The sequence below is a fragment of the Streptomyces sp. NBC_01317 genome, assembly GCF_035961655.1.
Lineage (GTDB): Bacteria > Actinomycetota > Actinomycetes > Streptomycetales > Streptomycetaceae > Streptomyces.
Map to the genome: position 1 here is coordinate 5,226,347 of NZ_CP108393.1, position 26,154 is coordinate 5,252,500.

20 protein-coding genes and 1 rRNA gene (1 of these 21 running past the window's edge) are annotated in these 26,154 nt (G+C 71.2%); 15 read left to right on the forward strand and 6 right to left on the reverse strand.

The window, feature by feature from the left end:
- Positions 1-47 precede the first annotated feature (47 nt).
- The 3 genes from OG349_RS22675 to OG349_RS22685 form a co-directional block, all read right to left on the reverse strand.
- Positions 48-1,352, reverse strand: coding sequence for a coenzyme F420-0:L-glutamate ligase (locus tag OG349_RS22675; protein WP_327236354.1), 1,305 nt, complete (start codon positions 1,350-1,352; stop codon positions 48-50).
- Positions 1,349-2,305 carry a 2-phospho-L-lactate transferase gene (gene cofD, locus OG349_RS22680; protein WP_327236355.1) on the reverse strand — a complete coding sequence of 319 codons (957 nt, stop codon included), beginning with the start codon at positions 2,303-2,305 and terminating at the stop codon, positions 1,349-1,351. Before cofD ends, OG349_RS22675 begins: the two co-directional genes overlap by 4 nt.
- Before the next feature lie 92 nt (positions 2,306-2,397).
- On the reverse strand, positions 2,398-2,898 hold the full coding sequence (locus OG349_RS22685) for a cysteine dioxygenase (RefSeq protein ID WP_327236356.1): 501 nt from the start codon (positions 2,896-2,898) through the stop codon (positions 2,398-2,400).
- Between the two features lie 711 nt (positions 2,899-3,609).
- Between OG349_RS22685 and OG349_RS22690 the strand changes: the two genes are divergently transcribed.
- From OG349_RS22690 to OG349_RS22700, 3 genes are all read left to right on the forward strand, one after another.
- The gene (locus OG349_RS22690) at positions 3,610-3,873 is read left to right on the forward strand and encodes a WhiB family transcriptional regulator (RefSeq protein WP_014046372.1); all 264 of its coding nucleotides are present in this window, start codon (positions 3,610-3,612) and stop codon (positions 3,871-3,873) included.
- Between the two features lie 286 nt (positions 3,874-4,159).
- Positions 4,160-8,116: a glycosyltransferase gene (locus tag OG349_RS22695; protein WP_327236357.1), complete on the forward strand. Its 3,957-nt coding sequence runs from the start codon at positions 4,160-4,162 to the stop codon at positions 8,114-8,116.
- Entirely contained in the window at positions 8,113-9,693 is a 1,581-nt protein-coding gene (locus OG349_RS22700; protein ID WP_327236358.1) for a DUF5719 family protein, read from the forward strand. The genes OG349_RS22695 and OG349_RS22700 overlap by 4 nt, the downstream gene beginning before the upstream one ends.
- A 215-nt stretch (positions 9,694-9,908) precedes the next feature.
- Here OG349_RS22700 and OG349_RS22705 read toward each other — a convergent pair whose 3' ends face one another.
- Positions 9,909-10,505 (reverse strand): TetR/AcrR family transcriptional regulator, encoded by a 597-nt coding sequence (locus OG349_RS22705; RefSeq protein WP_327236359.1) that lies wholly within the window; start codon positions 10,503-10,505, stop codon positions 9,909-9,911.
- 165 nt (positions 10,506-10,670) lie between these two features.
- On the opposite strand from OG349_RS22705, the gene OG349_RS22710 reads away from it, so the two are divergent.
- A complete protein-coding gene (locus OG349_RS22710) occupies positions 10,671-11,660 on the forward strand; it encodes an alpha/beta hydrolase family protein (RefSeq protein WP_327236360.1) in 990 nt (329 codons plus the stop codon).
- Positions 11,661-11,766: 106 nt separating this feature from the next.
- Here OG349_RS22710 and OG349_RS22715 read toward each other — a convergent pair whose 3' ends face one another.
- Positions 11,767-12,195: a metallopeptidase family protein gene (locus OG349_RS22715; RefSeq protein WP_167037310.1), complete on the reverse strand. Its 429-nt coding sequence runs from the start codon at positions 12,193-12,195 to the stop codon at positions 11,767-11,769.
- A 275-nt stretch (positions 12,196-12,470) separates the two neighbouring features.
- Between OG349_RS22715 and OG349_RS22720 the strand changes: the two genes are divergently transcribed.
- From OG349_RS22720 to OG349_RS22760, 9 genes are all read left to right on the forward strand, one after another.
- A complete protein-coding gene (locus OG349_RS22720) occupies positions 12,471-12,896 on the forward strand; it encodes a DUF3499 domain-containing protein (protein WP_327236361.1) in 426 nt (141 codons plus the stop codon).
- A 175-nt stretch (positions 12,897-13,071) separates the two neighbouring features.
- Positions 13,072-14,691, forward strand: coding sequence for an L-lactate permease (locus OG349_RS22725; protein WP_327238676.1), 1,620 nt, complete (start codon positions 13,072-13,074; stop codon positions 14,689-14,691).
- A 180-nt stretch (positions 14,692-14,871) separates the two neighbouring features.
- Positions 14,872-16,302: a phosphomannomutase/phosphoglucomutase gene (locus tag OG349_RS22730; protein ID WP_327236362.1), complete on the forward strand. Its 1,431-nt coding sequence runs from the start codon at positions 14,872-14,874 to the stop codon at positions 16,300-16,302.
- Between the two features lie 396 nt (positions 16,303-16,698).
- A complete protein-coding gene (locus OG349_RS22735; RefSeq protein ID WP_327236363.1) occupies positions 16,699-16,881 on the forward strand; it encodes a Trm112 family protein in 183 nt (60 codons plus the stop codon).
- A gap of 143 nt (positions 16,882-17,024) precedes the next feature.
- A complete protein-coding gene (locus OG349_RS22740) occupies positions 17,025-18,167 on the forward strand; it encodes an SIS domain-containing protein (protein WP_327236364.1) in 1,143 nt (380 codons plus the stop codon).
- A gap of 148 nt (positions 18,168-18,315) precedes the next feature.
- Positions 18,316-19,485, forward strand: coding sequence for a mannose-6-phosphate isomerase, class I (gene manA, locus OG349_RS22745; protein ID WP_327236365.1), 1,170 nt, complete (start codon positions 18,316-18,318; stop codon positions 19,483-19,485).
- An 87-nt stretch (positions 19,486-19,572) separates the two neighbouring features.
- Positions 19,573-20,586: a cation diffusion facilitator family transporter gene (locus OG349_RS22750; protein WP_327236366.1), complete on the forward strand. Its 1,014-nt coding sequence runs from the start codon at positions 19,573-19,575 to the stop codon at positions 20,584-20,586.
- A 291-nt stretch (positions 20,587-20,877) separates the two neighbouring features.
- Positions 20,878-22,335 carry an adenosylhomocysteinase gene (gene ahcY / locus OG349_RS22755; protein ID WP_327236367.1) on the forward strand — a complete coding sequence of 486 codons (1,458 nt, stop codon included), beginning with the start codon at positions 20,878-20,880 and terminating at the stop codon, positions 22,333-22,335.
- Between the two features lie 183 nt (positions 22,336-22,518).
- Entirely contained in the window at positions 22,519-23,133 is a 615-nt protein-coding gene (locus OG349_RS22760; protein WP_327236368.1) for a hypothetical protein, read from the forward strand.
- Positions 23,134-23,142: 9 nt separating this feature from the next.
- Here OG349_RS22760 and OG349_RS22765 read toward each other — a convergent pair whose 3' ends face one another.
- Entirely contained in the window at positions 23,143-24,099 is a 957-nt protein-coding gene (locus OG349_RS22765; protein ID WP_327236369.1) for an RDD family protein, read from the reverse strand.
- 131 nt (positions 24,100-24,230) lie between these two features.
- On the opposite strand from OG349_RS22765, the gene OG349_RS22770 reads away from it, so the two are divergent.
- A complete protein-coding gene (locus tag OG349_RS22770) occupies positions 24,231-25,238 on the forward strand; it encodes a stage II sporulation protein M (protein WP_327238677.1) in 1,008 nt (335 codons plus the stop codon).
- Between the two features lie 663 nt (positions 25,239-25,901).
- Positions 25,902-26,154, forward strand: a 16S ribosomal RNA gene (locus OG349_RS22775) (it continues 1,273 nt past the right edge of the window).

Genomic DNA, 26,154 nt, shown 5'->3' on the forward strand with positions numbered 1-26,154 from the left:
TTTCACGCCTTTACGCCGTACGTCGCCCCCTCCGCGCCTACCATGCGTCAGCGCACCTCGATGAACGCCCCCGCCTCCCGCGCCGGACGGGCCTTCGGCGGCGCCGCCGCATGGCCCACCGCCACCGCGCCCATCGGGTCCCAGCCCGGCGGCAGGCCGAGGACGTCCCGGACCACCTCCCGGCAGAACATCGTCGACGAGACCCACGCCGAGCCCAGACGCTCGCCCGCCAGGGCCACCAGGAAGTTCTGGACCCCCGCGCCCGCCGCGACCACGAACATCTCGCGCTCCGCCGCGTCCCGCCGCGCGTCGCCGTAGGTGTGCGCGCCGTCCATCACCAGGCAGGGCACGACCAGATACGGCGCGGTACGGAGGAAGTCGCCGCGCCGCACGCGCTTCGCGATGGACTCCGGGGACTTGGCGTCGCCGCGCAGGTCCGCGATCCACGCGTCCCGCATCGCGTCCAGGAGCCGCAGCCGCGACTCGGCGGACTCCAGGAGGACGAAGCGCCACGGTGTCGTGTGGTGCGGCGCGGGCGCCGTGACCGCCGCCGCCACCGCGCGGCGGACCGCGCCCGGGTCGACGGGCTCGTCCGTGAACTCCCGTACCGTACGCCGCTGCGTCACCGCTTCCCGTACGGCCTCCGACGTGCCCAGCCGGAACATGTCGTCCGCCGCCACGCGCACCATCGCCCGAGCGCCCTCCGCCGAGGACGGGTCCGTGTCACCGACCAGGTGCGGCAGACCGCTCACCACCGCCACCGGCAGCCCTTCGGCCTTGCCCTTCACCAGGTCGCCGGCCGCGGCCAGTTCGTCCGCCAGCGCCACCACCGTCGCGCTCAGCGGGTTGCCGTGCGCGTCCGTCCCGCCGCGCAGGTCGTCCAGGACCCGTACGCCCGCCGCGCCGATCGCCACATCCGTCAGCCCGTTGCGCCAGGGCCGCCCGAACGTGTCCGTGACGAGCACCCCGACGTCCACCCCGAGTGTGTCCCGCAGCCCGGCCCTTATCGTCCGCGCCGACGCGTCCGAGTCCTCCGGCAGCAGCAGGACCGTCCCGGGCGCGGTGTTCGAGGCGTCGACCCCGGCCGCCGCCATCACCAGCCCCTGCCGGTTCTCGACGATGCGCAGCGGACCGCGCCGCGCCACCACCCGTACCGTCTCCGCGTCTATCGCCGCCTCGCGGTCCGCCGCCTCCATGATCCGGCCCTCGGCCTTGGAGACGATCTTCGAGGTGACCAGGAGGATGTCACCGTCGGCCAGCCCCGGTTCGGTGGACGCGATCAGCTTCGCGAGGTCGTCGCCGGGGCGGACCTCCGGCAGCCCCGGCAGGGCCCGTACGCGGAACGACGTCATGCCCGCACCTCTTCGGCGAGCGCCAGCGCCTCACGCGCCATCGCGGCGGTCGCGTCCACGTCCGTCATCATCAGCGGGATCGCGCGGGCCCGGATGCCCGCGCCCTCGATGCCAGCCACCGCCGCCGCGTCCACGGTGTCCACGAGCCAGCCGTCGAGCAGCCCCGAGCCGTAGTGCTCGGCGACCGCCGTGGCCGTCGACTCGACACCGATCGCCGCGAGCACCTTGTCGGCCATGCCGCGCACGGGCGCGTCCCCGACGATGGGCGAGAGGCCGACCACCGGCACCCCCGCGTCGGCGATGGCCTCCCGGATGCCGGGGACGGCCAGGATCGTGCCGATGCTGACCACGGGGTTGGACGGCGGGAACAGGATGACGTCGGCGGCGGCGATGGCCTCCAGGACACCCGGCGCCGGCTTGGCCTGGTCCGCGCCGACCGGGACAACCGCGAGCGCGTCCACGGACGCGCGCATCTTCACCCAGTACTCCTGGAAGTGCACGGCCTTGCGCTCGCCGTCGACCTCGACGGCCACATGCGTCTCGACCCGGTCGTCCGACATCGGCAGCAGCCGGACGCCGGGCTGCCAGCGGGCACACAGCGCCTCGGTGACGGTGCTGAGCGGATAGCCCGCGCCCAGCATCTGCGTACGGACGATGTGGGTGGCGAAGTCGCGGTCGCCGAGGCCGAACCACTCCGGTCCCACCCCGTACGCCGCGAGTTCCGCCTTGACCTGGAAGGACTCGTCCGTACGCCCCCAGCCCTGCTCTTCATCGATGCCACCGCCGAGGGTGTACATCACCGTGTCGAGGTCGGGGCAGACCTTCAGCCCGAACAGATGGATGTCGTCACCGGTGTTGCCGATCACCGTCACGTCCGCGTCGGGCGCGGCCTGCTTGAGGCCGCGAAGGAAACGGGCGCCGCCGATGCCGCCGGCCAGAACCACAATGCGCATGCACCCATCGTGTCAGGCCGGTCGGACATTCCCGTCCCGGAGGGGGTGAGGTGACCCCGCCGGGCTCCTCCTACGCGGGTACGGTCTCCCGCCTACGCGGGTACGGTCGCCTCCGCGTGCGGCGCGCAGCTCGCCGCGTGCATCGGCATCTCCGTCAGGCCGGGGAAGTAGATGTGCAGGCTCACGGCGGGGCCGATCGTGTCGTTGACGACGTCGTGGACGTACCCCGGCGCGAAGACCCGTTGCGCGCCGGGCGCGAGGGTACGGGCGCCGCTTTTCGTACGTTCGGTCAGCTCGCCCTCCAGCACGGTCAGGACGCCGGAGGACCGGCCGTGGTCGTGCGGGCCGCTGCCCTGTCCCGGCACCCAGGAGAGCAGCCACACCTCGTACCCGGGGCCGGTGCGCAGCCGGTGGTACCAGCGGGTGGTGGCGTCGTACCGGACGAGCGGGGCCCACTGCGCGCGGTCGGCCGCGAGCGTACGGGCGAGCCCGGCGAACTCCGCCACCGTGACGGGGTGCTCACGCGGGGGCCGGAGCAGGTGCAGGACCTCAAGGAGGTCGCCGGCGATCTGGATGTCGCTGTCGCTGTTCATGGGTGCGGTGGTTCCTCGGCAGGAAGAGCTGACAGCCGTCGGACGCCCGGACACGCGGGAGTGACGGCCGAAGAGGCAACTGCGGGCAACTGCGGCAATGGGGGTGCGGCAGAGGGGAAAAGCCGGAGCGCTGGGGCGTCAACGACGCCAGGGCATCAACAGCGGAAGAAAGACGGACAGCAACAGCCGGCCTGGGCAACGCTGCGGAATCCACGGACGTGGGTCGCGGTGTGCACGGCGATCGCTGGCATGTCACTAAAGGTGGCGAATCTGGTAGCCAGTGTCAACTCAATGCCCGATTTGGCGGTAATGTTTCACCACATCCGGTTACTCCGAGCGGAGAAAGGTTTGTGCGCCCGCACGCGCGGAGACATGGCGCAGCAACCGCGTACGCAAACACCGTCGCACCCTCGTGATCGGACTGTGATCCGGATCGCTTCCACAGCCGGATCGGCACCAAGCTCGGGGCCCGTGGCGTCTCTCCCGGAGAGGGGAGGGGGTGGGCGCGGGCAGGCCAGTGGCATGTGTCAGGTTTTTGGTGATTTGAACACTTTCCGCATAGCCTTGGTTCCGCAGAGTGAATACCGGGCCCAATAGCAGATCTCCGCTTGACTGCCCCGGAGCCACCCACTTGTAATTTCACTCGTGTCGTTCGGCCGGAATCGGTAGCGGCCACCGCACGGGGACGCAAAAGACAGACGAGGGGCGCACATGACCGAGCTGTTCCAGCAACTGCTGGTCGAGGACGCGGACGAGGAACTCGGCTGGCAGGAGCGCGCCTTGTGCGCCCAGACCGACCCCGAGTCCTTCTTCCCGGAGAAGGGCGGTTCCACCCGCGAGGCCAAGAAGGTCTGCCTCGCCTGTGAAGTCCGTTCAGAATGCCTTGAATACGCCCTGGCCAACGACGAGAGATTCGGTATCTGGGGCGGCCTGTCGGAACGTGAGCGTCGGCGATTGAAGAAAGCCGCGATCTGATCGCGATCCGGCCGCGACCTGATCGCTTTCTTTCGTTGATTGGCTTACTGGCTTACTGTCCGATCAACGCGTCACGCACCACTCCGGTCTGACAAATGGTCCACCGGTGTGACAACTGGTCCACGTGACCAATCCGCGCAAACCCGTACGTAGGGAACGGTCCGCGGTCTGCGACAACACCGCAGGCGGCGGACCGCCATGGTGTCAGCCGTTAGTGTGGGGCCCCGTCCGAGACGCATCAACGCCCCTTCGGGGCGACCCCCCGGCCGGAGGGCCCGTTACCTCAATGTCCCCCACCAACGCCGCGTTCGTTCCCGCCACCGCACCCGAGTTCCCGCGTCACGTCGTGACCGCGGTGCTCGTCGCCCATGACGGTGCGCGCTGGCTGCCCGACGCCCTCGCCGGGCTGCTGGGCCAGGAACGTCCCGTACAGAACGTCATGGCCGCCGACACCGGCAGCGCCGACGACTCCGCCCAGCTGCTCACCGAGTCACTCGGCGACGACCGGGTGCTGCATCTGGCCCGCAGGTCCGGATTCGGTACGGCGGTCGAGGAGGCCGTGCACGCCGCGGGGACGCTCACCCCCGACGACCTGCCGTACCTGAAGCGGCCCAGCGGCTGGGACCCCGAGACGAGAACCTGGCGCGACGACACGTACGACCTGCCGGAACTGCCCCACGGCGAACCGGTCCAGTGGCTCTGGCTCCTCCACGACGACTGCGCGCCCGACCCCGGCGCCCTCGCCGAACTGCTGCGCGTCGCCGACTCCGACCAGTACGCCGCGATCGTCGGCCCCAAGCTCCGCGGCTGGTACGACCGCAAGCAGCTGCTGGAAGTCGGCGTCTCCATCGCGAACAGCGGACGCCGCTGGACCGGGCTCGACCGCCGCGAACAGGACCAGGGCCAGCACGACCAGGTCCGTACCGTCCTCTCCGTCTCCAGCGCCGGCATGCTCATCAGACGCGACGTCTGGGACGAACTCGGCGGCTTCGACCGCGCCCTCCCGCTCATGCGCGACGACGTCGACCTCTGCTGGCGCGCGCACGCCGCCGGACACCGCGTGCTCGTCGCCCCCGACGCCGTCATGCGGCACGCGGAGGCCGCCGCCAGGGAGCGCCGTACGGTCGACTGCGCGGGACGCTCCGTCGTCAACCCGCACCGCGTCGACAAGGCCGGCGCCGTCTACACGATGCTCGTCAACGCGCGGGCCGCCGTCCTCCCCTTCGTGTTCTTCCGGCTGGTCCTCGGCACCCTGCTCCGTACCGTCGCCTATCTCGTGGGCAAGGTGCCGGGCCAGGCCGTCGACGAGGTCATGGGGCTCTTCGGCACCCTCCTGCGCCCCGGACGGATTCTGAGCGCCCGGCGCGCGCGGGGCAAAGGGGTCACCGAGGCCTCCGAACTGCGCCCCCTCTTCCCGCCCCCCGGCGCCACCATCCGCGCGACCGTCGAACAGATCGCCGGCAGCCTCGGCCGGGACACCGACACCGACGCGGGCGGCTCACGCCACGGCGTCGTGGAGTCGGGACCCGGGGGCGAGGACGCCGACTTCATGGAGGTCGAGCAGTTCGCCCGCCTCAAGAAGCTGGCCCACAAGCCGGGACCCGTACTCTTCGCGATCCTCCTGCTCGTCTCGCTCGTCGCCTGCCGCTCGCTGCTCGGCGGCGGAGCGCTGGCCGGCGGCGCCCTGCTGCCCGCCCCCGGTGACGTCTCGGACCTCTGGTCCCGGTACGCGGACGGCTGGCACCCGGTCGGTACGGGCGGCACGCAGACCGCGCCGCCCTACCTCGCCGTCCTGGCCGCCCTCTCCGCGCTCTTCCTCGGCTCCACCGGCTTCGCGCTGACACTCCTGCTCGTCTGCTCGGTGCCACTGGCCGGCGTCACCGCCTACTTCGCCTCCCGGCCCCTCACCGAGTCGCGGCTCCTGCGGGCCTGGGCGAGCGTCGCGTACGCCTTCCTGCCCGCCGCGACCGGCGCCCTGGCCACCGGGCGGCTCGGCACGGCCGTGCTGGCGATCCTGCTGCCCCTGATCGCCCGCGCGGCGGTCAGCGCGTACGGACTGCGGTCCGGCGCGGGCGGCGTCTCGCGAGGCGGCGACGAGGACGACGAGTGGCAGGAGAAGCCGGAGACTCCGGTACGGGGCAGCTGGCGCGCCACCTGGGCGTACGCCTTCCTGCTGACGCTCGTGACCGCCTTCACCCCCGTCGCCTGGCCGCTGGCCGTGGTGCTCGGCATCGGCGTCCTGGTGCTGCGGCGCGGCGACCTTGCCGCGTACGGCGTCCGCGTCCTCGCCGCGCTCGGCACCCCCCTCCTGATCCTGGCGCCCTGGTCCCTCTCCCTGCTGACCGACCCCTCCGCCTTGCTGCGGGAAGCGGGCCTGGAGTTCGGTACGGGATCGGCCTCCGCCCTCGATCTGCTCGGGATGAGCCCCGGCGGCCCGAAGACGGTCGGCGGGATCGTGCTCCTCGGCGTCGTCCTGGCCGCGCTCGCCGCCCTGCTGCGCGGCGAGCGGCAGTTCGCCGTCCGCGCGGCCTGGGTCGTCGCGGTCGTCGGGCTGGTCTTCTCCGTCGTCACCGACAACTCCGGCTGGGCGGGACCCGCCACCCTCGTCTACGGCCTCGCGCTGATCGCCGCCGCCGTCGTCGGCGCGGAGGGGGCGCGCGAACGGGTCACCGCCCTGAGCTTCGGCTGGCGCCAGCCCGTCGCCGCGCTGATCGCCCTCGCGGCGGCCGTCGCCCCCCTGCTGTCGGTCTTCGGCTGGATGATCAGCGGCGCCGCGGGACCGCTGGAGCGCCGCGACCCGGTCCAGGTGCCCGCGTTCGTCGCCGAGGAGTCCATCACCCGCGACCAGCCCCGCACCCTCGTCCTCGACGGCACCACCACCGCCGAGGTCTCGTACGCCCTGGTCCGTGGCTCCGGCAGCCGCCTCGGCGACGCCGAGCTGACCGCGTCGGGCGGCAGCGACCAGGGACTCGACAAGGTCGTCGCGAACCTGGTCGCGGGGTCGGGCGCCGACCAGACCCAGCAGCTCAGCGGGTACGCGATCCGCTATGTGCTGGTACGGGACGGCGCGCCGCGCGAGATGGGCCGCGTCCTCGACGCCACGCCGGGTCTGAGCCGGCTGAGCCAGCTGGACGGCAGCGCGCTGTGGCGTGTCGACCGGCAGATCTCGCGGGCCACGATCGTCAACGGCATCGACGGCGCCAACAGCGCCAACAGCGCCAACAGCGCCAACAGCGCGAACAGCGCGGCCGGCGGCGAACCGCTGGCCGTGGCCGCGGGCCCGGTCGAGGCGCACACCACCGTCCCGGCGGGCCCGGCGGGACGCGTGCTGCGCATCGCGGACCGCGCGGCCGAGGGCTGGCAGGCGACCCTCGACGGGAAGCCCCTGGTCAAGCAGACCGTCGACGGCTGGGCGCAGGGCTTCGAACTGCCCGCCGCAGGGGGCCGCCTCGACCTCACGTACGAGGACCCGATCACCCACACCGCGTGGATCTGGGCGCAGGGCGCGCTCGCCGTGGTCCTGCTGGTGCTCGCCCTGCCGGGGCGCCGCCGGGAGATCGACGACGACCTGCCCGAGGAGGAACTCGCGGTCCCGGCGCAGGCGGTCGAGGGCGAGGGCCGCAGGGCGCGCAGGCTGCGGGCGGCGGCGGAGGCCGAGGGGGAGACCCCCGGCGGGACGGACGCGGCGGACGCGGCCGACACCGGGGAGACGCCCGACCGGCTCGATCTGCCGGAGCAGCGGCGGCCGGGCCAGGAGCCGGGAGGCGTGCCCGACGTACCTCCGGTGCCCGCCGCGCCTCCCGGCCCCGACCCGTACGCGGCCGTGCCGCAGCAGCAGGCGTACGGCGAGTGGGACGGCCAGGCGTACGTGGAACCGCAGTACGCGGCCTACCAGGGCGACCAGTACCAGGGCGAGTCCTACCCGGCCGGCCAGTACCAGGGCGACCAGTACCAGCAGCCGTACCAGCCCTACCCGGACCAGCAGGCGTACCCCGACCCGCAGGGGTACCCGGACCAGCGGCAGTACGGGGACCAGCAGTACCCCGCCCAGCCGTACCCGGACCAGCAGGCCTATCCCGACCAGCAGCCGGACCCGTACCAGCAGGGAACGTACGAGGAGGGGCAGCAGCCCCCGCCGTACGACCCGGCTCTCTACGACCCGTACGGCTACGGGCAGCAGCCGTCCCCCGAGGGCCCTGACAACGAGCGGCGTCCGCGCCCCGACGGGAGCACCGACCAGTGAACCGTACGACTCTCTCCCTGATCGCGGCCGCGACCGCCCTGGCGGCGGTCACCGGATTCGCCTTCCTGTCCGCCCCGGCCGACGACGGGAGGACGGCGGCGACGGCGACGCCGAAGCTGCTCCCTGTGGAGCGGACCAGCCTGGTCTGCCCCGCGCCGAGCGTCTCGGACCTCGCGGACACGACGTACACCTCTTTCACCCCGGCGGGTGACACGCCGGGCGGGAGCACGGCGAGCACGGCCGAACTGGCCGCGTCCTCCGTCACGTCGGCGGACCCGGACGCCGCCGCGACGGATGACAAGAAGGACGATACGAATAAGGACGATACGAACAAGGCCGGGGACAAGAAGGCCGGGGACAAGAAGGCCGACGCGCCGGCGAAGGCGTTCCTCACCGTGAAGGCGCCCGGCGCCCCCGTCTCCAAGACCGCGGACGGCGCCGACACCCCGGCCCTGGTCGGCACGGCCACCGGCCGCCTCGCCCCCGGCTGGACCACCCAACAGTCCACCGTGGACTCGGTGGGCGGCGCGCGCGGCCTGCTCGGGCTGTCCTGCACCGCGCCCGACACCGACTTCTGGTTCCCCGGGGCCAGTACGGACAAGTCCCGGCAGGACTACGTCCACCTCACCAACCCGGACGACAGCGCCGCCGTGGTCGACATCGAGCTGTACGGGAAGAACGGCGCGCTCAAGTCCGAGGCGGGCGAGGGCATTCCGGTACCGGCCCGCTCCAGCGTCCCGGTGCTGCTCTCCACGCTGACCCCGGAGGCGTCCGAGGACGTGACCGTCCACGTCAGCACCCGTACCGGCCGGGTCGGCGCCGCGGTCCGCGCGGCCGACGACACAGCGGGCAGCGACTGGCTGACGACCTCCGCCGCCCCCGCGGGCACGCTGGTGCTCCCGGGCATCCCGGCGGACGCGACCGACGTCCGGCTGGTGGCCTTCGCGCCCGGCGCGGAGGACGCGGACCTCAAGGTCCAACTGGCGGGCGCCGACGGCACGATCACCCCGGCCGGCAAGGAGAGCCTGCACGTCAAGTCGAAGATGACGGCGTCGCTCGACCTGGCCGACGTCACCAAGGGCGAAGCCGGTTCGCTGATCCTCAGCCCGGCGCAGAGCAACAGTCCGACTCCGGTGGTCGCGGCCCTGCGGGTCGTACGGGGCAAGGGCAGCGACCAGGAGATCGCGTTCATCCCCGCGACCGGTCCCATCACGGCCCGCGCGAGTGTGGCCGACAACCGCGCGAAGGGCTCCACGCTCTCCCTGACCGCGCCGGGGGAGGCGGCGAAGGTGAAGGTCGTCGCCTCGGCCGGCAGCGGCGGGGGCGAACCGGCCGAGAAGACGTACACCGTCAAGGCGGGTACGACCCTGGACGTCACGCCGCCGGTGCCGGGCGGGCTCAAGGGCCAGTACGCGCTGACGGTCGAGCCGCAGTCGGGCGGCCCTGTCCACGCGGCGCGCATGCTGGCGCTGCCGGAGGACGGCGTTCCGATGTTCACGGTGCAGACGCTGCCGGACGGCCGGGGGACGGTGTACGTACCGACGGCCAAGGAGGATCTGTCGATCCTCGGGGACTAGGGCGTGTCCGCGAAGTGGCGTCTGGCGCGCGGCGTCTGGCACGCGCGCTCGCGGCGTTGTCGGACCGGGCGAGTACATCCAGTACACGCCCGGTCCTCCGCCTTGCGATCGCACGCACCAGACGCCGCGAGCCCCGCCCTCCGGGCGAACGACCCCACCTCGCGGACACACCCTAGGGCCTGTCCGGCGACGGGAGGACGGTCCGGTCGGCCCGCTCAGGACTGTCGGGGGCTCTCCAGCCCCCGGAGGAGCAGGCCGACCAGCCGGCGCGGGTCGTAGCGCGGATCGCTGTCCCGTCCGACGCAGAGGTTGCCGACCCCGCGCATCAGCTCGTAGGGCTGCGTACCCGGCCTGATCTCGCCGGCGCCGACCGCCGCGTCGAGCAACTGCCCGCAGACGGGCACCAGATGGTCGAGGAAGTACGTGTGCAACGCGTCGAAGCCGGCGCTGTCCGATTGCAGGGCGTTGGCGAGCCCGTGTTTCGTGACGAGGAAATCCACGAAGAGGTCGACCCACTGACGCAGGGCCGCGAGCGGAGAGCCGGCGCTCTCCAGCAGGCTCGGCCCGGCCTCGGCGCACGCTTCGACCTGATGGCGGTAGACGGCCACAACCAGGTCCGCCCGCGTGGGGAAGTGGCGGTAGATCGTTCCCAGCCCGACGCCCGCCCTGGCCGTGATCTCGCGGATCGGCGCGTCGACGCCCGAGGTGACGAACACCTCGGCGGCCGCGGTGAGCAGCGTCCGCTGGTTGCGCTGCGCGTCGGCCCGCTTGCCGCGGGCCGGGACCTCGCCTGACGGGCTCGTACGGGGCACCACGTTCTCCTTCCGGCGACCGGCGACCGGTGGCGGCCTTTGACAAAGCGGAACCGTGTTCCGTATCGTAATCGGAACATGGTTCCGCTTTCAGCTTAGCGGAGACCGGCCGTCGTGACCGCTTCCGGCCGCCCATGGAACCGCCCTGGAAGGGACCTCCGCATCATGAGCACCCCGACGTACGCACCCGCGTTCCCTCCCGGCCTCCTCGGCCCGCCCGCCCCCGTCCTCTCGGTCAGCCCGGTGGTGCTGCCGGTCCCCGGCCGCCCCGTGGATCTGGAGGTACGGGTCTCCGCCCCCGTGACCGGAAACGATCTGCCGGTCGTCCTCCTCTCGCACGGCCAGGGCTTCTCGAACCACCTCTCCTCGCTGAACGGCTACGCCCCCCTCGTCAACTTCTGGGCGGCGCACGGCTTTGTCGTGGTCCAGCCGACCCACCTCAGCTCACGGACGCTGGACCTGGACCCCGGCACTCCGGGGGCGCCCATGTTCTGGCGTTCACGGGTCGAGGACATGAAGCGGGTGCTGGACGGGTTCGACGCGATCGAGGCCGCCGTCCCGTTGCTCGCCGGGCGCCTGGACCGGAGCAGGGTCGCCGTGGCCGGCCACTCCATGGGCGGGCACACCGCGAGCCTGCTGCTGGGCGCCCGGCTCACCGATCCGGACGACGGTACGGAGGTGGACCTCGCCGACGCCCGGATCACGGCGGGTGTCCTGCTCGCCGCGCCCGGCAGGGGCGGCGACGCCCTCACGGGGTTCGTGACCGAGAACTACCCCTTCTTCTCGACCGCTGACTTCTCGGCGATGACGACGCCCACGCTGGTGGTCGCCGGCGACCGGGACACCTCCACCCACCTGACGGTCGCGGGCGCGGACTGGCACGTCGACCCGTACGCCCTCTCCCCGGGCCGCAAGTCCCTGCTCACGCTCTTCGGCGCGGAGCACGGGCTGGGCGGGATCTCCGGTTATGACGTCGCCGAGACGACGGACGAGAACCCCGGTCGGGTGTCGGCGGTCCAGCGGCTCACCTGGGCGTACCTCCGCACCGCACTCCACCCCGGGGATTCCGCGTGGCAGGCGGCGCGGGACGCGCTGGAGGCGGATCCGGCCCCGGTGGGACGTATCGAGTCCAAGGAGGCGGAGGCCGGAGCATGAAAAAAGACACCGCCTCCTTAGGAAGCGGTGTCTTCGGAAGCGACTTCTTGGGGGAGCGCCTCCTTGGGAAGTGGCGCCTCCCGTCAAGACGCGGAGAGAGCCCGGCTCATTCCTGCCCGTACCGTGGATCCACGGATTCCGGCGCCAGGCCCAGCAGTTCGGCGACCTGCTCCACCACCACCTCGTGGACCAGGAGCGCGCGCTCGTCGCGGTTCTTGGTGCGGATCTCCACCGGGCGCCGGTAGACCATGATCCGCGCCGGATGGTCCTTGCCCGCCGAGACCGAACTCCCGAGGGGTACGGACTCGTCCTGCGTGCCGGGCACGTCCAGGACCAGGAACTCGACCTCGGCCAGCTGGGGCCAGCGCCGTTCCAGCCGGTCCACGGAGTCCCGTACGAGATCACGGAACGTCTCCGAGCGGCTGGCGGAGAGGGGCACCTGGGGCGGGGCGACGGGCCCACGCATGCCTCGGCCGTGGCGGTCGCGGCGGCGCGGCCGGGGCTCGGTCGGGCGGGGCGGTACAGGACTGTCCATCACTGACGCAGCGTAGCTCTCTCCGCGCCCCCGCGATCGCGGCTCCGGCTCCCCGGAGTCCCCATGTCGCATATTGAGCATTCCGGCCAAGCTTGGGCTCATTTACATGGGGTCACGCGATCGGCGACCTCGCCGTCCTTGACGGGATTTGCCCCAAGTGATGACTGTGTCACGGGCTGTCGCCACCTGGTCACGCGTCTTCCCGCGCAGGTCAGGGCAGTTACTCCTGGGGCGGTTGTGCGGGATGTCACAGCGCGACACGGGCGAGTGACCTGGTGGAGAGTCGTCGCGGCCCGCTCAAGAGTGCGGTACCGTCCAACGTCGTGAGCCCTGTACGTCGCTGTTCGCGCACCGCGTGCGGCCGTTCCGCTGTCGCGACACTGACGTACGTCTATGCCGATTCGACCGCGGTCCTCGGCCCGCTCGCCACCTATGCCGAGCCCCACTGCTACGACCTGTGTGCGGAACACAGCGAGCGGCTGACCGCTCCGCGCGGCTGGGAGGTCGTCCGTCTGACGGACGGCACGGCCCCGGCGCGCCCGAGCGGTGACGACCTGGAGGCGCTCGCGAACGCCGTACGGGAAGCCGCCAGGCCCCAGGAGCGTGCCGCCGGGAGCGGTGGCAAGGGGGCGCGGGGGGCTGATCCGGTCGAGGTGGGGCGCCGCGGGCATCTGAGGGTGCTGCGTTCGCCGGAGTCCTGACCCCGGTTTCCTTCTCCTTTTCCGCCGTGCCACAGTTCCTGCCCGTTCCATTGACCTCTGCTTGTCGTGGGCATGACCATTCCTCCACCGCTGAGAGATTCAGTTTCCGTATCGCGGAATCCGGAGGACTGTGGTGTCCGTACCCGTTGTGCCCGTATCTGCGTCCGTACAGCAGCTGGCGTTCGACCAGCGCCTGGAACCCGTCGCCGACTCGCTCGCGCTCTCCGCCCTGGTCGCCGCCCTTCCCCTGGCCGCCGTGCTGATCCTGCTCGGCGGCCTGCGGGTGAAGGCGCACCGGGCGGGGCTGACCGGTCTCGCCGTCGCCGTCCTCGTCGGCTGGCTCGTCTTCGGGATGCCGCTCGGCCAGACCGTGTCCGCCGGCGCGCAGGGCGTGCTCTTCGGGCTCTTCCCGATCATGTGGATCGTCGTCAACGCGCTCTGGGTGTACCGGATGACCGTCCGCACCCACCACTTCGACATCCTGCGGCGCTCCTTCGGACGCCTCTCCGACGACCCGCGGATCCAGGCGCTCGTGGTCGCCTTCTGCTTCGGCGCGCTGCTCGAAGCGCTCGCCGGTTTCGGGGCGCCGGTCGCGATCTCCGCCGTGATGCTGGTCGCGCTCGGCTTCGACCCGGTGAAGGCCGCCGTCGTCGCGCTCGTCGCCAACACCGCGCCGGTGGCCTTCGGCGCCATGGGCACCCCGGTCGTCACCCTCGCCCAGGTCACCGGGCTGCCCCTGGACACCGTCGCCTCGGTCGTGGGGCGGCAGACACCGCTGCTCGCGCTGGTCGTGCCGCTGGTGCTGGTGGGGCTGGTCGACGGGCGCCGGGGGTTGCGCGAGACGTGGCTGCCCGCCCTCGCCTGCGGACTCGCCTTCGCCGCCGCCCAGTTCGCCGCCTCGAACTTCGTCTCCGCCCAACTCGCCGACATCGCGGCGGCTCTGGCGGGTGCGGCGGCCCTGGTCGCGGTGCCCTCGGCGCGTGAGCCGGCGCGCGAGGAGGTACGGGTCGCGGTGCTCACGGGCGTACGGAGCGAGGATCTCGACGAGGAGGACCCGCGCCGCGAAGTGCTGCGTGCCTACGCGCCGTACGCCCTGATCGTGGTCATCTTCTCGATCGCCCAGATCCCGCCGGTCAAGGACGTGCTGGCGAAGGCGACCCAGGTCTTCGACTGGCCCTTCCTGGACGTCTCGGACGCGGACGGGAAGCCGGTGGGCGCCAACGTCTTCTCGCTGCCGCTCGTCGCGACCGGCGGCACACTCGTCCTCCTCGCGGGCCTGCTCACGGCGGGGGTGCTGGGGGTACGGGCGGCGGACGCGGCGCGGGAGTGGGCGGCGACGGTGCGCGAGTTGCGGTACGCGATCCTCACCGTCACCTCCGTACTGGCTCTCGCGTACGTCATGAACCTGTCCGGACAGGCGGCCACCATCGGCCACTTCGTCGCGGCGGCCGGCGCCGGGCTGGCCTTCCTGTCGCCGATCCTCGGGTGGTTCGGGGTCGCGGTCACCGGCTCGGACACCTCGGCCAACGCGCTGTTCGGCGCCCTCCAGGTCACGGCGGCACGGGAGTCGGGGCTGTCACCGGAGCTGCTGGCGGCGGCGAACAGTTCCGGGGGAGTGCTGGGCAAGATGATCTCCCCCCAGAACCTGGCCATCGCGTGTGCGGCGGTGGGGTTGGCGGGGAAGGAGGGGGATCTGCTGCGGAAGGTGCTGCCGTGGAGTCTGGGCTTGTTGCTGGTGATGTGCCTGATCGTGGTGGGACAGAGCACGGCGGTCCTGGGGTGGATGCTTCCGTGAGTCCGCTTCCGTGAGTCCGCTGTGCGTGTGCTTCCGTGAGTCCGCCGTGCGTGTGGCGTAGCGGGACGGTTCCGTAACGCGATCGTCGACGAGTCCGCCGTCCTGTACGGGTAGTTTGAGCCGATCGCAGGGGCGCGGCCGGGTCGCGGTTTCGGCGCACCGAACTAGGAGGGGTGGCTCGTGGCGGACTTGTCGCAGATCGTGAAGGCCTATGACGTGCGGGGGCTGTATCCGGATCAGCTGGACGACCGGCTCGCGGAGCTGTTCGGTGCGGCTTTTGTGGAGGTCACCGAGGCCGGGGCGATCGTGATCGGCCACGACATGCGGCCGTCGTCGCCGGGACTGGCGGCGAGCTTTGCCCGGGGAGCGGTCTCACGCGGTGCGGACGCCACGATCATCGGCCTCTGCTCCACGGACCAGCTGTACTTCGCGTCGGGGGACATGGGACTGCCGGGGGCGATGTTCACGGCGTCGCACAACCCGGCGAAGTACAACGGCATCAAGCTGTGCAGGGCGGGGGCGGCGCCGGTGGGCCAGGACACGGGGCTGGCGGAGATCCGCGCGAGGGTGGAGGCGAGGCTGGCGGAAGAGGCACCCCAGGTCGAGCCGGCCCCGCCCTCCCCCGGAACGATCACAGAACGTGACACGTTGTCGGACTACGCGGCGTACCTGCTGTCCCTGGTCGACCTCTCGGAGATCCGCCCTCTGAAAGTCGTCGTGGACGCGGGGAACGGGATGGGGGGGCATACGGTCCCCACCGTGTTCGCCGGGCTGCCGCTCGACCTGGTGCCGATGTACTTCGAGCTGGACGGCACGTTCCCCAACCACGAGGCGAACCCCCTCGACCCCAAGAACCTCGTGGACCTCCAGGCCCGCGTGCTGGCCGAAGGCGCCGACCTGGGCCTGGCCTTCGACGGCGACGCGGACCGCTGCTTCGTCGTGGACGAGCGCGGCGAAGGCGTCTCGCCGTCGGCGATCACGGCGCTGGTGGCCGCCCGCGAACTGGCCAAGCACCCCGGCGGCACGATCATCCACAACCTGATCACGTCCTGGTCCGTCCCCGAGGTCGTGAAGGAGCACGGGGGCACGCCGGTGCGGACGCGGGTGGGCCACTCCTTCATCAAGCAGGAGATGGCGAGGACCGGCGCGGTCTTCGGCGGCGAGCACTCCGCGCACTACTACTTCCGCGAGTTCTGGAACGCCGATACGGGCATGCTGGCCGCCCTCCACGTCCTGGCGGCCCTGGGCGGCCAGCCCGGCACGCTCTCCGACCTGGTGGCGTCGTACGACCGCTACGCGGGCTCCGGCGAGATCAACTCCACGGTCGACGACCAGGCGGCTCGCACGGCAGCGGTACGGGAGGCCTTCGCGACCCGCGAGGGAGTGACGACGGACGACCTGGACGGCCTGACGATCACGGCGAAGGACTGGTGGTTCAACGTCCGCCCCTCCAACACGGAACCACTGCTGCGCCTGAACGTAGAGGCGCGGGACACGCCCCTGATGACCAAAATCAGAGACGAGGCCCTGACACTGATCCGCACCCCGTCCAGCCCGCCCGGCGCCACCCCCAGCTCATCCGGCGGCGATCCCAGCCCGTCCGGCGTTTGAGGACGGAACCGTGCACGGGGAGGGCGCGGCAATTCTGTTCCCGGCCCGGGCCGTCACCCCCGGCTCGTCCGGCGGCGGCCCAAGCCTGTCCGGCGTTTGAGGACGGACCCCTGCACGGGGAGGGCGCGGCAACTCATCTCCCCGCCCAGACCGGCACCCCTAGCCCGTCCGGCGTTTGAGGACGGACCCGTCTGCCGGGACGAGCGCGGCCATTCCGGTCCCGGCCGAGCGCGGGCCACCCCTAGCCCGTCCGGCGCTTGAGGACGGACCCGTACGCCACGGGGACGCTCAAAGATCCGCGGCGCCCACCCGTACCCGTACACCGCCCCACCCTCCCGCCCCCCGGCGGTACGCTGACATGGCCAGATGAACCCGCCCCGAAGGGACCCCACCCCCATGCCGCTCGAAGCCGGCCTCCTCGAAATCCTCGCCTGCCCGGCCTGCCACGCGCCGCTGAACGACCGCACCACCGCCGACATCCCCGAACTCGTCTGCACCTCCGAGGACTGCGGCCTGGCCTACCCGGTACGGGACGACATCCCCGTACTCCTCGTCGACGAGGCCCGCCGCCCCGCCTGAACCGCGCACAAGCGCGCAACGCACAAGCGCGCAACGCACCCGCGCGCAACGCGCAAAACCGCGCAACGCGCACACCAGAACCACGCGCCCCACGAACAAGCGCGCCCCGCGCAACCCGCAGGGGCGATCGGAGGCCCACTCCCATGCTCGACGAGTCGCTGCTCGACGCCCCCGACGCGCTGACCCGCGCCGACCGTCACGGCCTCCTCCGCGGCGCCGCGGAAGCCGGCGCGCGCGTCCGCACCGCGCTCAGGCACACCGCCGAGGCCGGCGTCACCGAGCTCAACCCCGAGGGCCGCCCCCGCGCCGTACTGATCGCGGGCTCCGGCACCGCCGCCGCCGGCGTCGCCGAACTGATCACCGCCCTCGCCGGCACCACCGCCCCCGTGACCCGCCTCCACGCCACCGGAGTGGCCCCCGCCGCCGGCGCCCTGCGCTGGACGCTGCCGGGCTGGGCCGGCCCCGTGGACCTGCTCCTCATCGTCACCACCGAGGGCAGCGAACCAGGCCTCGCCCTCCTCGCCGAGCAGGCGTACCGCCGCGGCTGCACCATCGTCGCCGTCGCCCCCGCGGGCTCCCCGCTCAGCGAGACCGTCGACGGTTCACGCGGCCTCCTCGTCCCGATGGCGACCACCCCGAGCGAGCAGTACGACACCGAGCCGACCCCGGCGGCGGGCCCCGGCGCGCTCTGGGCCCTGCTCGTCCCCCTGCTCGCCCTCCTCGACCGCGTGGGCCTGCTCACCGCCCCGACCGAGACCCTCCACCTCGTCGCCGACCGCCTCGACCGCACCGCGGAACGCTGCGGCCCGTCCATCGCGACGTACAGCAACCCCGCGAAGACCCTCGCGGCCGAGCTGGCCGACAGCCTCCCGCTGATCTGGACCGAGGGCATCGCCACCGCCCCGGCCGGCCGCCGATTCGCCGCAGTCCTGGCCGAACTGACCGGCCGCCCCGCCCTCGCCGCCGAACTCCCCGAGGCCCTTCCCGCCCACGGCGCCCTCCTCGCCGGCGACCTGACCGGCGGCGGGACCGACCCCGACGACTTCTTCCGCGACCGGGTCGACGACCCGGCGACGCTGCGCCCCCGGATCGTCCTGCTCCGCGACCGCCCCGCCGGCGGCCTGACCGCCGCCCCGGCCGCCCGCGAACTGGCCCTCGGCCACGACACCCCCCTCAGCGAACTCGAACCGGACGAGGGCACCGAGCTGGAAGCCCTCGCCGAACTGATCGCCGTCACCGACTTCGCCACCGTCTACCTGGCGCTGGCCGGCGGCGCCCCCGCATGACGCGCACACACCGCCCCAGGACCTGAACACCCCTCACCGGCACGAGAGCCCTCCCGGCCGGCACCTCCCTCCCCGCCGGGCCCTTCCCTCGGCCCCTCCTCTCGCTCGGCCCCTCTCTCCCTCCGTCCCTCCGTACAAGGACACAGCCATGGACCGCCTCTCCAACACCGTGCGCCCCTACGCCTGGGGCTCCACGACCGCCATCCCGGAACTGCTCGGCATCGCCCCCACGGACGAGCCCCAGGCCGAGATGTGGATGGGCGCCCACCCCGGCGCCCCCTCCCGCGCCGACCGCGGCCGAGGCGCCGGGGAACAGCCGCTCCACGAGATCATCGCCACCGACCCCGCGGCGGAACTGGGCGCGGCCACCGTCGAGAAGTTCGGCCCCCGCCTGCCCTTCCTCCTCAAACTCCTCGCCGCGGGCTCCCCGCTCTCCCTCCAGGTGCACCCCGATCTGGCCCAGGCGAAGGAGGGGTACGCCGACGAGGAGCGCCGGGGCGTCCCGATCGGCGCCCCGGAGCGCAACTACAAGGACGCCAACCACAAGCCCGAACTCATCTGCGCCCTCACCCCGTTCGACGGCCTCTGCGGCTTCCGCGACCCGGACGCCGCCGCCGACCTCCTCGCCGGACTCGACGTCGACTCCCTCAAGCCGTACGTCGACCTCCTCCACGCCCACCCCCACGAGGCCGCCCTGCGCGAGGTCCTCACCGCCGTCCTTGCCGCGGACCCGGCCGGCATGGCCGCCACCGTCGCCGAGGCCGCCCTTGCCGCGGAACGCCTCGGCGGCCCGTACACCCCGTACGTCTCGATCGCCCACCACTACCCCGGCGACCCCGGCGTCATCGCCGCCCTGCTGCTCAACCACGTCCAACTCCAGCCCGGCGAGGCCCTCTTCCTCGGCGCCGGCGTCCCGCACGCCTATCTGAACGGCCTGGGCGTCGAGATCATGGCCAACTCCGACAACGTCCTGCGCTGCGGCCTCACGCCCAAGCACGTCGACGTCCCCGAACTCCTCCGTATCGTGCGCTTCGAGACGACCGAACCCGCCGTCCTGCGCCCCGAGGCCTCCGCCACCGGCGAGGAGCTGTACGAGACGCCGACCGACGAATTCCGGCTGTCCCGCTACCTCCTCGCGCCGGGCGCCGCCCCGCGCGACCTCACCGCCCCCACCCCCCAGATCCTCCTGTGCACGGCCGGCACGCCCCGCGCGAACGACCTTGCCCTCACCCCGGGCGGCTCGGTCTTCGTCGCGGCCGGAGAAAAAGCCGAACTGTCCGGTGACGGAACCGTATTCCGGGCAACAGTTGTGGTCTGAGTGGGTGACCGCGCCGACGGCTGCAACAATGTGCCGCCGTGGCGCGGCGCCAGGGCCGCACCACCGAAGAAGGGACTCCAGGCACCCATGAGCGCGTCAGGCGGAACCAAGGCGATCGTGGCGGCGCTCGCCGCCAACCTCGCGATCGCAGTAGCCAAGTTCGTGGCGTTCCTCTTCAGTGGCTCGTCATCGATGCTCGCCGAGAGCGTCCACTCCCTCGCCGACTCCGGCAACCAGGGACTGCTCCTCGTCGGCGGCAAGAAGGCGCAGCGCGAGGCCACCCCGCAACACCCCTTCGGCTACGGCCGCGAGCGCTACATCTACGCGTTCCTCGTCTCCATCGTGCTCTTCTCCGTCGGCGGCATGTTCGCGATCTACGAGGGCTACGAGAAGATCAAGCACCCGCACGAGATCGAGGCCTGGTACTGGCCCGTCGGGGTGCTCGTCTTCGCGATCATCGCCGAGTCGTTCTCCTTCCGTACGGCCATCAAGGAATCCAACGTCACCCGCGGCAAACTCTCCTGGACGGAGTTCGTCCGCCGCGCGAAGGCCCCCGAACTCCCCGTCGTCCTCCTGGAGGACCTCGGCGCCCTGATCGGCCTGATCCTCGCGCTCTGCGGCGTCGGTATCGCCCTGGCCACCGGTGACGGCGTGTGGGACGGCATCGGCACCCTCTGCATCGGCATCCTCCTCATCGTGATCGCCCTGGTCCTCGCCGCCGAGACGAAGTCGCTGCTCCTGGGCGAGTCGGCCGGCACGGATGACGTCGAGAAGATCAAGGCAGCCCTCGTCGACGGCGACGTCGTCACCGGCATCATCCACATGCGTACGCTCCACCTCGGCCCGGAGGAACTGCTGGTCGCCGCCAAGATCGCGGTCCAGCACGACGACACGGCCGGCGAGGTCGCGCAGGCCATCAACGCCGCCGAGAACCGCATCCGCGAGGCCGTCCCGATTGCCCGCGTGATCTACCTGGAGCCGGACATCTACAGCGAGACGGCCGCCGCGGCCGGCACCAACCCGGCCAAGCACCCCGGCGGCCCGGCCCCGGCGCACACCCCCGGATCCACGCCCGGCACCACCCCTGAATCCACCCCCTGACCCGCTGTCGGCACGGCCGGAACACGGCCTGAAACCGGCGTCCCGGCTCGACTTTCCCTGGAGCGCTTCCCCTGTCGACTGTGGGCCGCTGAGCCGATCGGTGTAGATTCGTGCCCAGAGCCAGACGTCGCTGCTGATGGCGGTCGGGCGGCCCGCTCACGCGGACCGGCCGAGGGAGAGAGGGCCTCCGACGGACCGGTCCGCGAGTGCTCGGGCATTCGTATGCCCGGACACCGCAGAGCCAGCCGAACGTACCCACCCTCGACCCAACCTTCACGAGGAGCAGCTCGTATGACGACTGTCGCCAACCGACAGGACTTCAAAGTCGCCGACCTCTCGCTTGCCGAGTTCGGCCGCAAGGAGATCACCCTCGCCGAGCACGAGATGCCCGGCCTGATCTCGATCCGCGAGGAGTTCGCCGCGGCCCAGCCGCTCGCCGGCGCCCGCATCACCGGCTCCCTGCACATGACCGTCCAGACCGCGGTCCTCATCGAGACCCTGGCCGCCCTCGGCGCCGAGGTCCGCTGGGCGTCCTGCAACATCTTCTCCACCCAGGACCACGCCGCCGCCGCCATCGCGGTCGGCCCCAAGGGCACCCCGGACAACCCCCAGGGCATCCCCGTCTTCGCCTGGAAGGGCGAGACGCTGGAGGAGTACTGGTGGTGCACCGAGCAGGCCCTCACGTGGCCCAACACGCCCACCGGCGGCCCGAACATGATCCTCGACGACGGTGGTGACGCCACCCTCCTCGTCCACAAGGGCGTCGAGTTCGAGAAGGCCGGCGCGGCCCCGGACCCGGCGACGGCGGACAGCGAGGAGTACGCGTACATCCTCACGCTGCTGAACCGCACGCTCTCCGAGAACCCGCAGAAGTGGACGAAGCTGGCGTCCGAGATCCGCGGCGTCACCGAAGAGACCACCACCGGTGTCCACCGTCTGTACGAAATGCACCGCGACGGCGCCCTCCTCTTCCCGGCGATCAACGTCAACGACGCGGTCACCAAGTCCAAGTTCGACAACAAGTACGGCTGCCGCCACTCCCTGATCGACGGCATCAACCGCGCCACCGACGTCCTGATCGGCGGCAAGGTCGCCGTCGTCTTCGGCTACGGCGACGTCGGCAAGGGCTGCGCGGAGTCCCTCCGCGGCCAGGGCGCCCGCGTGATCATCACCGAGATCGACCCGATCTGCGCGCTCCAGGCGGCCATGGACGGCTACCAGGTCTCCACGCTCGACGACGTCGTCTCCATCGCCGACATCTTCGTCACCACGACCGGCAACAAGGACATCATCATGGCCTCGGACATGGCCAAGATGAAGCACCAGGCGATCGTCGGCAACATCGGCCACTTCGACAACGAGATCGACATGGCCGGCCTCGCGAAGATCGACGGCATCGTCAAGGACGAGGTCAAGCCGCAGGTCCACACGTGGACGTTCCCCGACGGCAAGACCCTGATCGTCCTCTCCGAAGGCCGCCTGCTGAACCTCGGCAACGCGACCGGCCACCCCTCCTTCGTGATGTCGAACTCGTTCTCGGACCAGACGCTGGCCCAGATCGAGCTCTTCACCAAGCCGGAGGAGTACCCGACCGACGTCTACGTGCTCCCGAAGCACCTGGACGAGAAGGTCGCCCGCCTCCACCTCGCCGCGCTCGGTGTGAAGCTCACGACGCTCCGCCCGGAGCAGGCCGCGTACATCGGTGTCGAGGTCGAGGGTCCGTACAAGCCCGACCACTACCGCTACTGATCCACCCGCCGGTGCACCGGCACGACAGTGCACCGGCACCGCGACACCTGCACCACGAACACCTCACCGGACAGGCCCCCGCACCCCCGTGCCGGGGGCCTGTCCCGTGTGCGGCGCCCCAGGCAGGGCGCACGATCAGCCCCGGCGTACCGTCGCGGCGTACCGGAAAGACCTCAAGGACCCATGCCCCGCGGCCGTTATTCGCTCCATGACCCGCACGACCACACTCCTCTCGGCGAAGAACACTTCCACTGCGCCCCCGGCCCGTCCGGCTGGCGCTACGTATCCCAGATCACCACCCCCGGCGGCGACCACGCGGGCTCCGTCGATCTGGCCCTCGACGAACTCGGCCGCCCCATCCGCCTCGAACTGCACGCCGCCAGCTGGCGGATCCGCGGCGCCGCCCTCGACGGCGTCACGTGGGTCCGTACCGACCCCTCCGGCGTTCACGCCACCGAAGGCAACGTCGGCGCCCACGCCTTCACCGGCACATCCCCCGCCTTTCTCGTCGCCACCGCACGTCTCCTGCGCCTCAGCCCCGGCGCGCCCGCGACCCGCGTCCGGCTCGTGGCTTTCACCGACCCGGTCCTCGCCCCCCGCACGCTGGACCAGTCCTGGGCCTTGATGACAAGTGAAGCGCATGCCACTGACAACGGGCCCCTGATGGTGGACGAGTACCAGGTCAGCGCCCTGGACACGGGCGAACAGCACACCGTGCACCTCAGCGGGGACGTCGTCCTCTCGGCGCCCGGCATCGAGCTGGAGGACCTGGAGACACCCCCCTCGACCCTGCCCTGACGCACAGGCTCAGGCAGGCGGCGCGAAGCCGGTCGCCGGGGGCTGAGGGCCGGGCGCGGGGGCCGGGGAAGTGGGTGCGGGCGAGGGAGAGGAAACAGGGGCGGCGAAAGGCGCAGGAGCCACCGGAGAGGACACGGCCGGGAAAACAGGCGAGGGGACAGACGAGGGAGCAGACACAGGCGGGTAGGCGGAGTTGCCGGCCACGGCGGCCGAGCCGGACACGGCCTGGGTCCGCCGGGAGTCCCGCGCCTGCCGTTCGCTCACCACCGCCGCCAGGAACGCGGCCGGAGGAACCCCCACCGGCGCCGGCGTTCCCGTACGCGCGGCCAGGTCCTCCGCCAGCCGCTGTGCCATCGACCGGCCCACCACCGGGTCCAGCTGCGTCATCCGCGTCAAGTACTGGCGGATCGCGAGCCACAGACCGTCCGGCACAGTGGAGAGATCGAGCTCGGAGAAGCGCCCGACAAGCCGCGGCGGGGGAGGCGGGACCACCGCCATCGGCGTGTTCGGCACCCGCTCCCGTACGACCAGGGTCCCCGCGAAGACATCCCCGATCCTCCGCCCCCGCGCCGACACCAGCGACGCGATGCAGGAGATGACCCCGAACGACCCGAGGGTCTCGACCACACCCATCGCCCCGCGCACGAGCGCGTGCCGGAACCGTATGGGGCCGCCGTCATCCCGTACGACCCTGAGCCCACAGGCCAGTTTGCCCAGCGAACGCCCATGGCTGAGGGTCTCCACGGCGATCGGCGCGCCCACCAGGATCAGGAGGAAGCTCGCCACGGTCAGCGCCATGACGGCGGCCTCGTCCAACGAGCCGCTCGCGAAACCTATGCCGAGCAAGACCAGCAGGTAGACGGCCACCGTCAGTACGAGGTCGATCGCGATCGCCAGGGCCCGGGTCGGCAGCTTCGCCGGGCGCAGCCCCAGTACGACCGCATCGCCGGTCACAAGCTCATTCACCGATGTCCACCCTTCTGTCCACCCTTCGCCGACCGTCCCTGCCGCTGGAGACCTCAGTCTGCCAAGCTGACACACAACGCGCCGTAGTAGTACGGACCGTACGCACCCAGCACCTGGAGCAGCAGCCGACCATGGACCTCGATGTCTTCGTGACAGCCCACCGTGCCGAGTGGGACCGCCTGGATCATCTCCTGCGTCGCGGACGTCGGCTGACCGGCGTGGAAGCCGACGAACTTGTCGCCCTCTACCAACGCACGGCGACCCACCTCTCGCTGATCCAGTCCGTCGCACCCGACCCCATGCTCACCACGCGCCTCACCCAGCTCGTGGCCCGCGCCCGCGCCACGGTGACCGGCACCAGGCGCGCCGGCTGGCGCGACGCGGCCCGTTTCCTGACGGTCGGCTTTCCGGCGGCCGTGTACCGCTCCCGGCACTGGTGGATCCCGACCGCTGTTCTTTCCGTACTCCTGGCCTCGGTGATCGGCTGGTGGATAGGTACGCACCCCGAGATCCAGTCCGCGATAGGCGCGCCCGACGATCTGCGTCAGATGACACGACCGGGCGGCGAGTACGAGACGTACTACTCCAGCCACCCGGCCGCTTCCTTCGCGGCCCAGGTCTGGACGAACAACGCCCAGGCGGCGGCCATGTGCCTGGTGCTGGGGGCCTTCCTCTGCCTTCCGGTGATCTGGATCCTCTTCACGAACGTGCTCAACTTGGGAGTCGGCATCGGCCTGATGTCGTCCGCCGGCCGCCTCGACACGTTCCTCGGCCTGATCCTTCCGCACGGACTGCTCGAACTGACCGCCGTATTCATTGCCGCGGGTACGGGCCTGCGCCTCGGCTGGACCGTGATCGACCCCGGCCCGCAGTCCCGCCGCACCGCCCTGGCCCAACAGGGCCGTGCCGCGCTGGGCATGGCCGTCGGACTCGCGCTGGTCCTGTTCGTGTCGGGAGTGATCGAGGGCTTCGTCACCCCGTCGGGCCTGCCCACCTGGGCCCGGATCGCCATCGGCATCGTGGCCGAACTCGCCTTCCTGGCTTACGTGTACATCCTCGGCGGCCGAGCGGTACGGGCAGGCGAGGTAGGGGACGTGGAGGCCGCGGACCGGAGCGCCGAGGTCCCCGTGGCCGCCTGATGTGCATGAGGCGTCAGGGACCTGTTAGTCTCCTCTTCGCCCTACAGAGACGTTGACACGTTCTGTGTGGGGAGGTAGATTTGAACGGTTGCCTCGGAGTTGAGATGTTCCGAGAGCGACCATGAAAATCTATGAGGCTTCCGACGGAGAGTGACTCTCTGCGGAGCCCCTTCGATCCGACATCCGGTTGCACGAAGGTCCGTAAAATCGACCCCTGTGTTTCTGATAAAGTCGGTTCCGCCGAAAGGCAAAGGCCACTCCGAAGGCCACCAGAATTCTTGAGGCACAACAGCCGAAATGAGTCTGGTAGAGTCGGAATCGCTGGAAAGGGAAACGCGAAAGCGGAAACCTGGAAGGCAGCCCCGTCGGCCGGGGGAAATCGGATACGAAAGCATCTGATAGAGTCGGAAACACGAAATACCGAAGGGAAGCGCCCGGAGGGCCCCGGAGACGGGACCGAAGGAAGCGTCCGTTCCTTGAGAACTCAACAGCGTGCCAAAAGTCAACGCCAGATATGTTGATACCCCGGCCTACCTAGCCCTTGTGGTTGGTGGGTTGGTGGTTCCTTTGAATGAAACACAGCGAGGATGCTGTGGATCACGGGTCTTATTCCGACCGGTGGTCCCGGCTCTTACGTGGTGTCTACCGGATTACCGGTGAACATTTACGGAGAGTTTGATCCTGGCTCAGGACGAACGCTGGCGGCGTGCTTAACACATGCAAGTCGAACGATGAAGCCTTTCGGGGTGGATTAGTGGCGAACGGGTGAGTAACACGTGGGCAATCTGCCCTGCACTCTGGGACAAGCCCTGGAAACGGGGTCTAATACCGGATAATACTTTCTCCTGCATGGGGGAGGGTTAAAAGCTCCGGCGGTGCAGGATGAGCCCGCGGCCTATCAGCTTGTTGGTGGGGT

Bases quoted from the DNA above. Each gene is read 5' to 3' on its own strand.
- OG349_RS22760 (WP_327236368.1), top strand. From the start codon at position 22,519: ATGCCCCGCGGCCGTTATTCGCTCCATGACCCGCACGACCACACTCCT.
- OG349_RS22770 (WP_327238677.1), top strand. From the start codon at position 24,231: ATGGACCTCGATGTCTTCGTGACAGCCCACCGTGCCGAGTGGGACCGC.
- OG349_RS22695 (WP_327236357.1), top strand. From the start codon at position 4,160: ATGTCCCCCACCAACGCCGCGTTCGTTCCCGCCACCGCACCCGAGTTC.
- OG349_RS22750 (WP_327236366.1), top strand. From the start codon at position 19,573: ATGAGCGCGTCAGGCGGAACCAAGGCGATCGTGGCGGCGCTCGCCGCC.
- OG349_RS22685 (WP_327236356.1), bottom strand. From the start codon at position 2,898: ATGAACAGCGACAGCGACATCCAGATCGCCGGCGACCTCCTTGAGGTC.
- OG349_RS22715 (WP_167037310.1), bottom strand. From the start codon at position 12,195: ATGGACAGTCCTGTACCGCCCCGCCCGACCGAGCCCCGGCCGCGCCGC.
- ahcY (WP_327236367.1), top strand. From the start codon at position 20,878: ATGACGACTGTCGCCAACCGACAGGACTTCAAAGTCGCCGACCTCTCG.
- OG349_RS22740 (WP_327236364.1), top strand. From the start codon at position 17,025: ATGCTCGACGAGTCGCTGCTCGACGCCCCCGACGCGCTGACCCGCGCC.
- cofD (WP_327236355.1), bottom strand. From the start codon at position 2,305: ATGCGCATTGTGGTTCTGGCCGGCGGCATCGGCGGCGCCCGTTTCCTT.
- OG349_RS22675 (WP_327236354.1), bottom strand. From the start codon at position 1,352: ATGACGTCGTTCCGCGTACGGGCCCTGCCGGGGCTGCCGGAGGTCCGC.
- OG349_RS22710 (WP_327236360.1), top strand. From the start codon at position 10,671: ATGAGCACCCCGACGTACGCACCCGCGTTCCCTCCCGGCCTCCTCGGC.
- OG349_RS22735 (WP_327236363.1), top strand. From the start codon at position 16,699: ATGCCGCTCGAAGCCGGCCTCCTCGAAATCCTCGCCTGCCCGGCCTGC.
- OG349_RS22690 (WP_014046372.1), top strand. From the start codon at position 3,610: ATGACCGAGCTGTTCCAGCAACTGCTGGTCGAGGACGCGGACGAGGAA.
- manA (WP_327236365.1), top strand. From the start codon at position 18,316: ATGGACCGCCTCTCCAACACCGTGCGCCCCTACGCCTGGGGCTCCACG.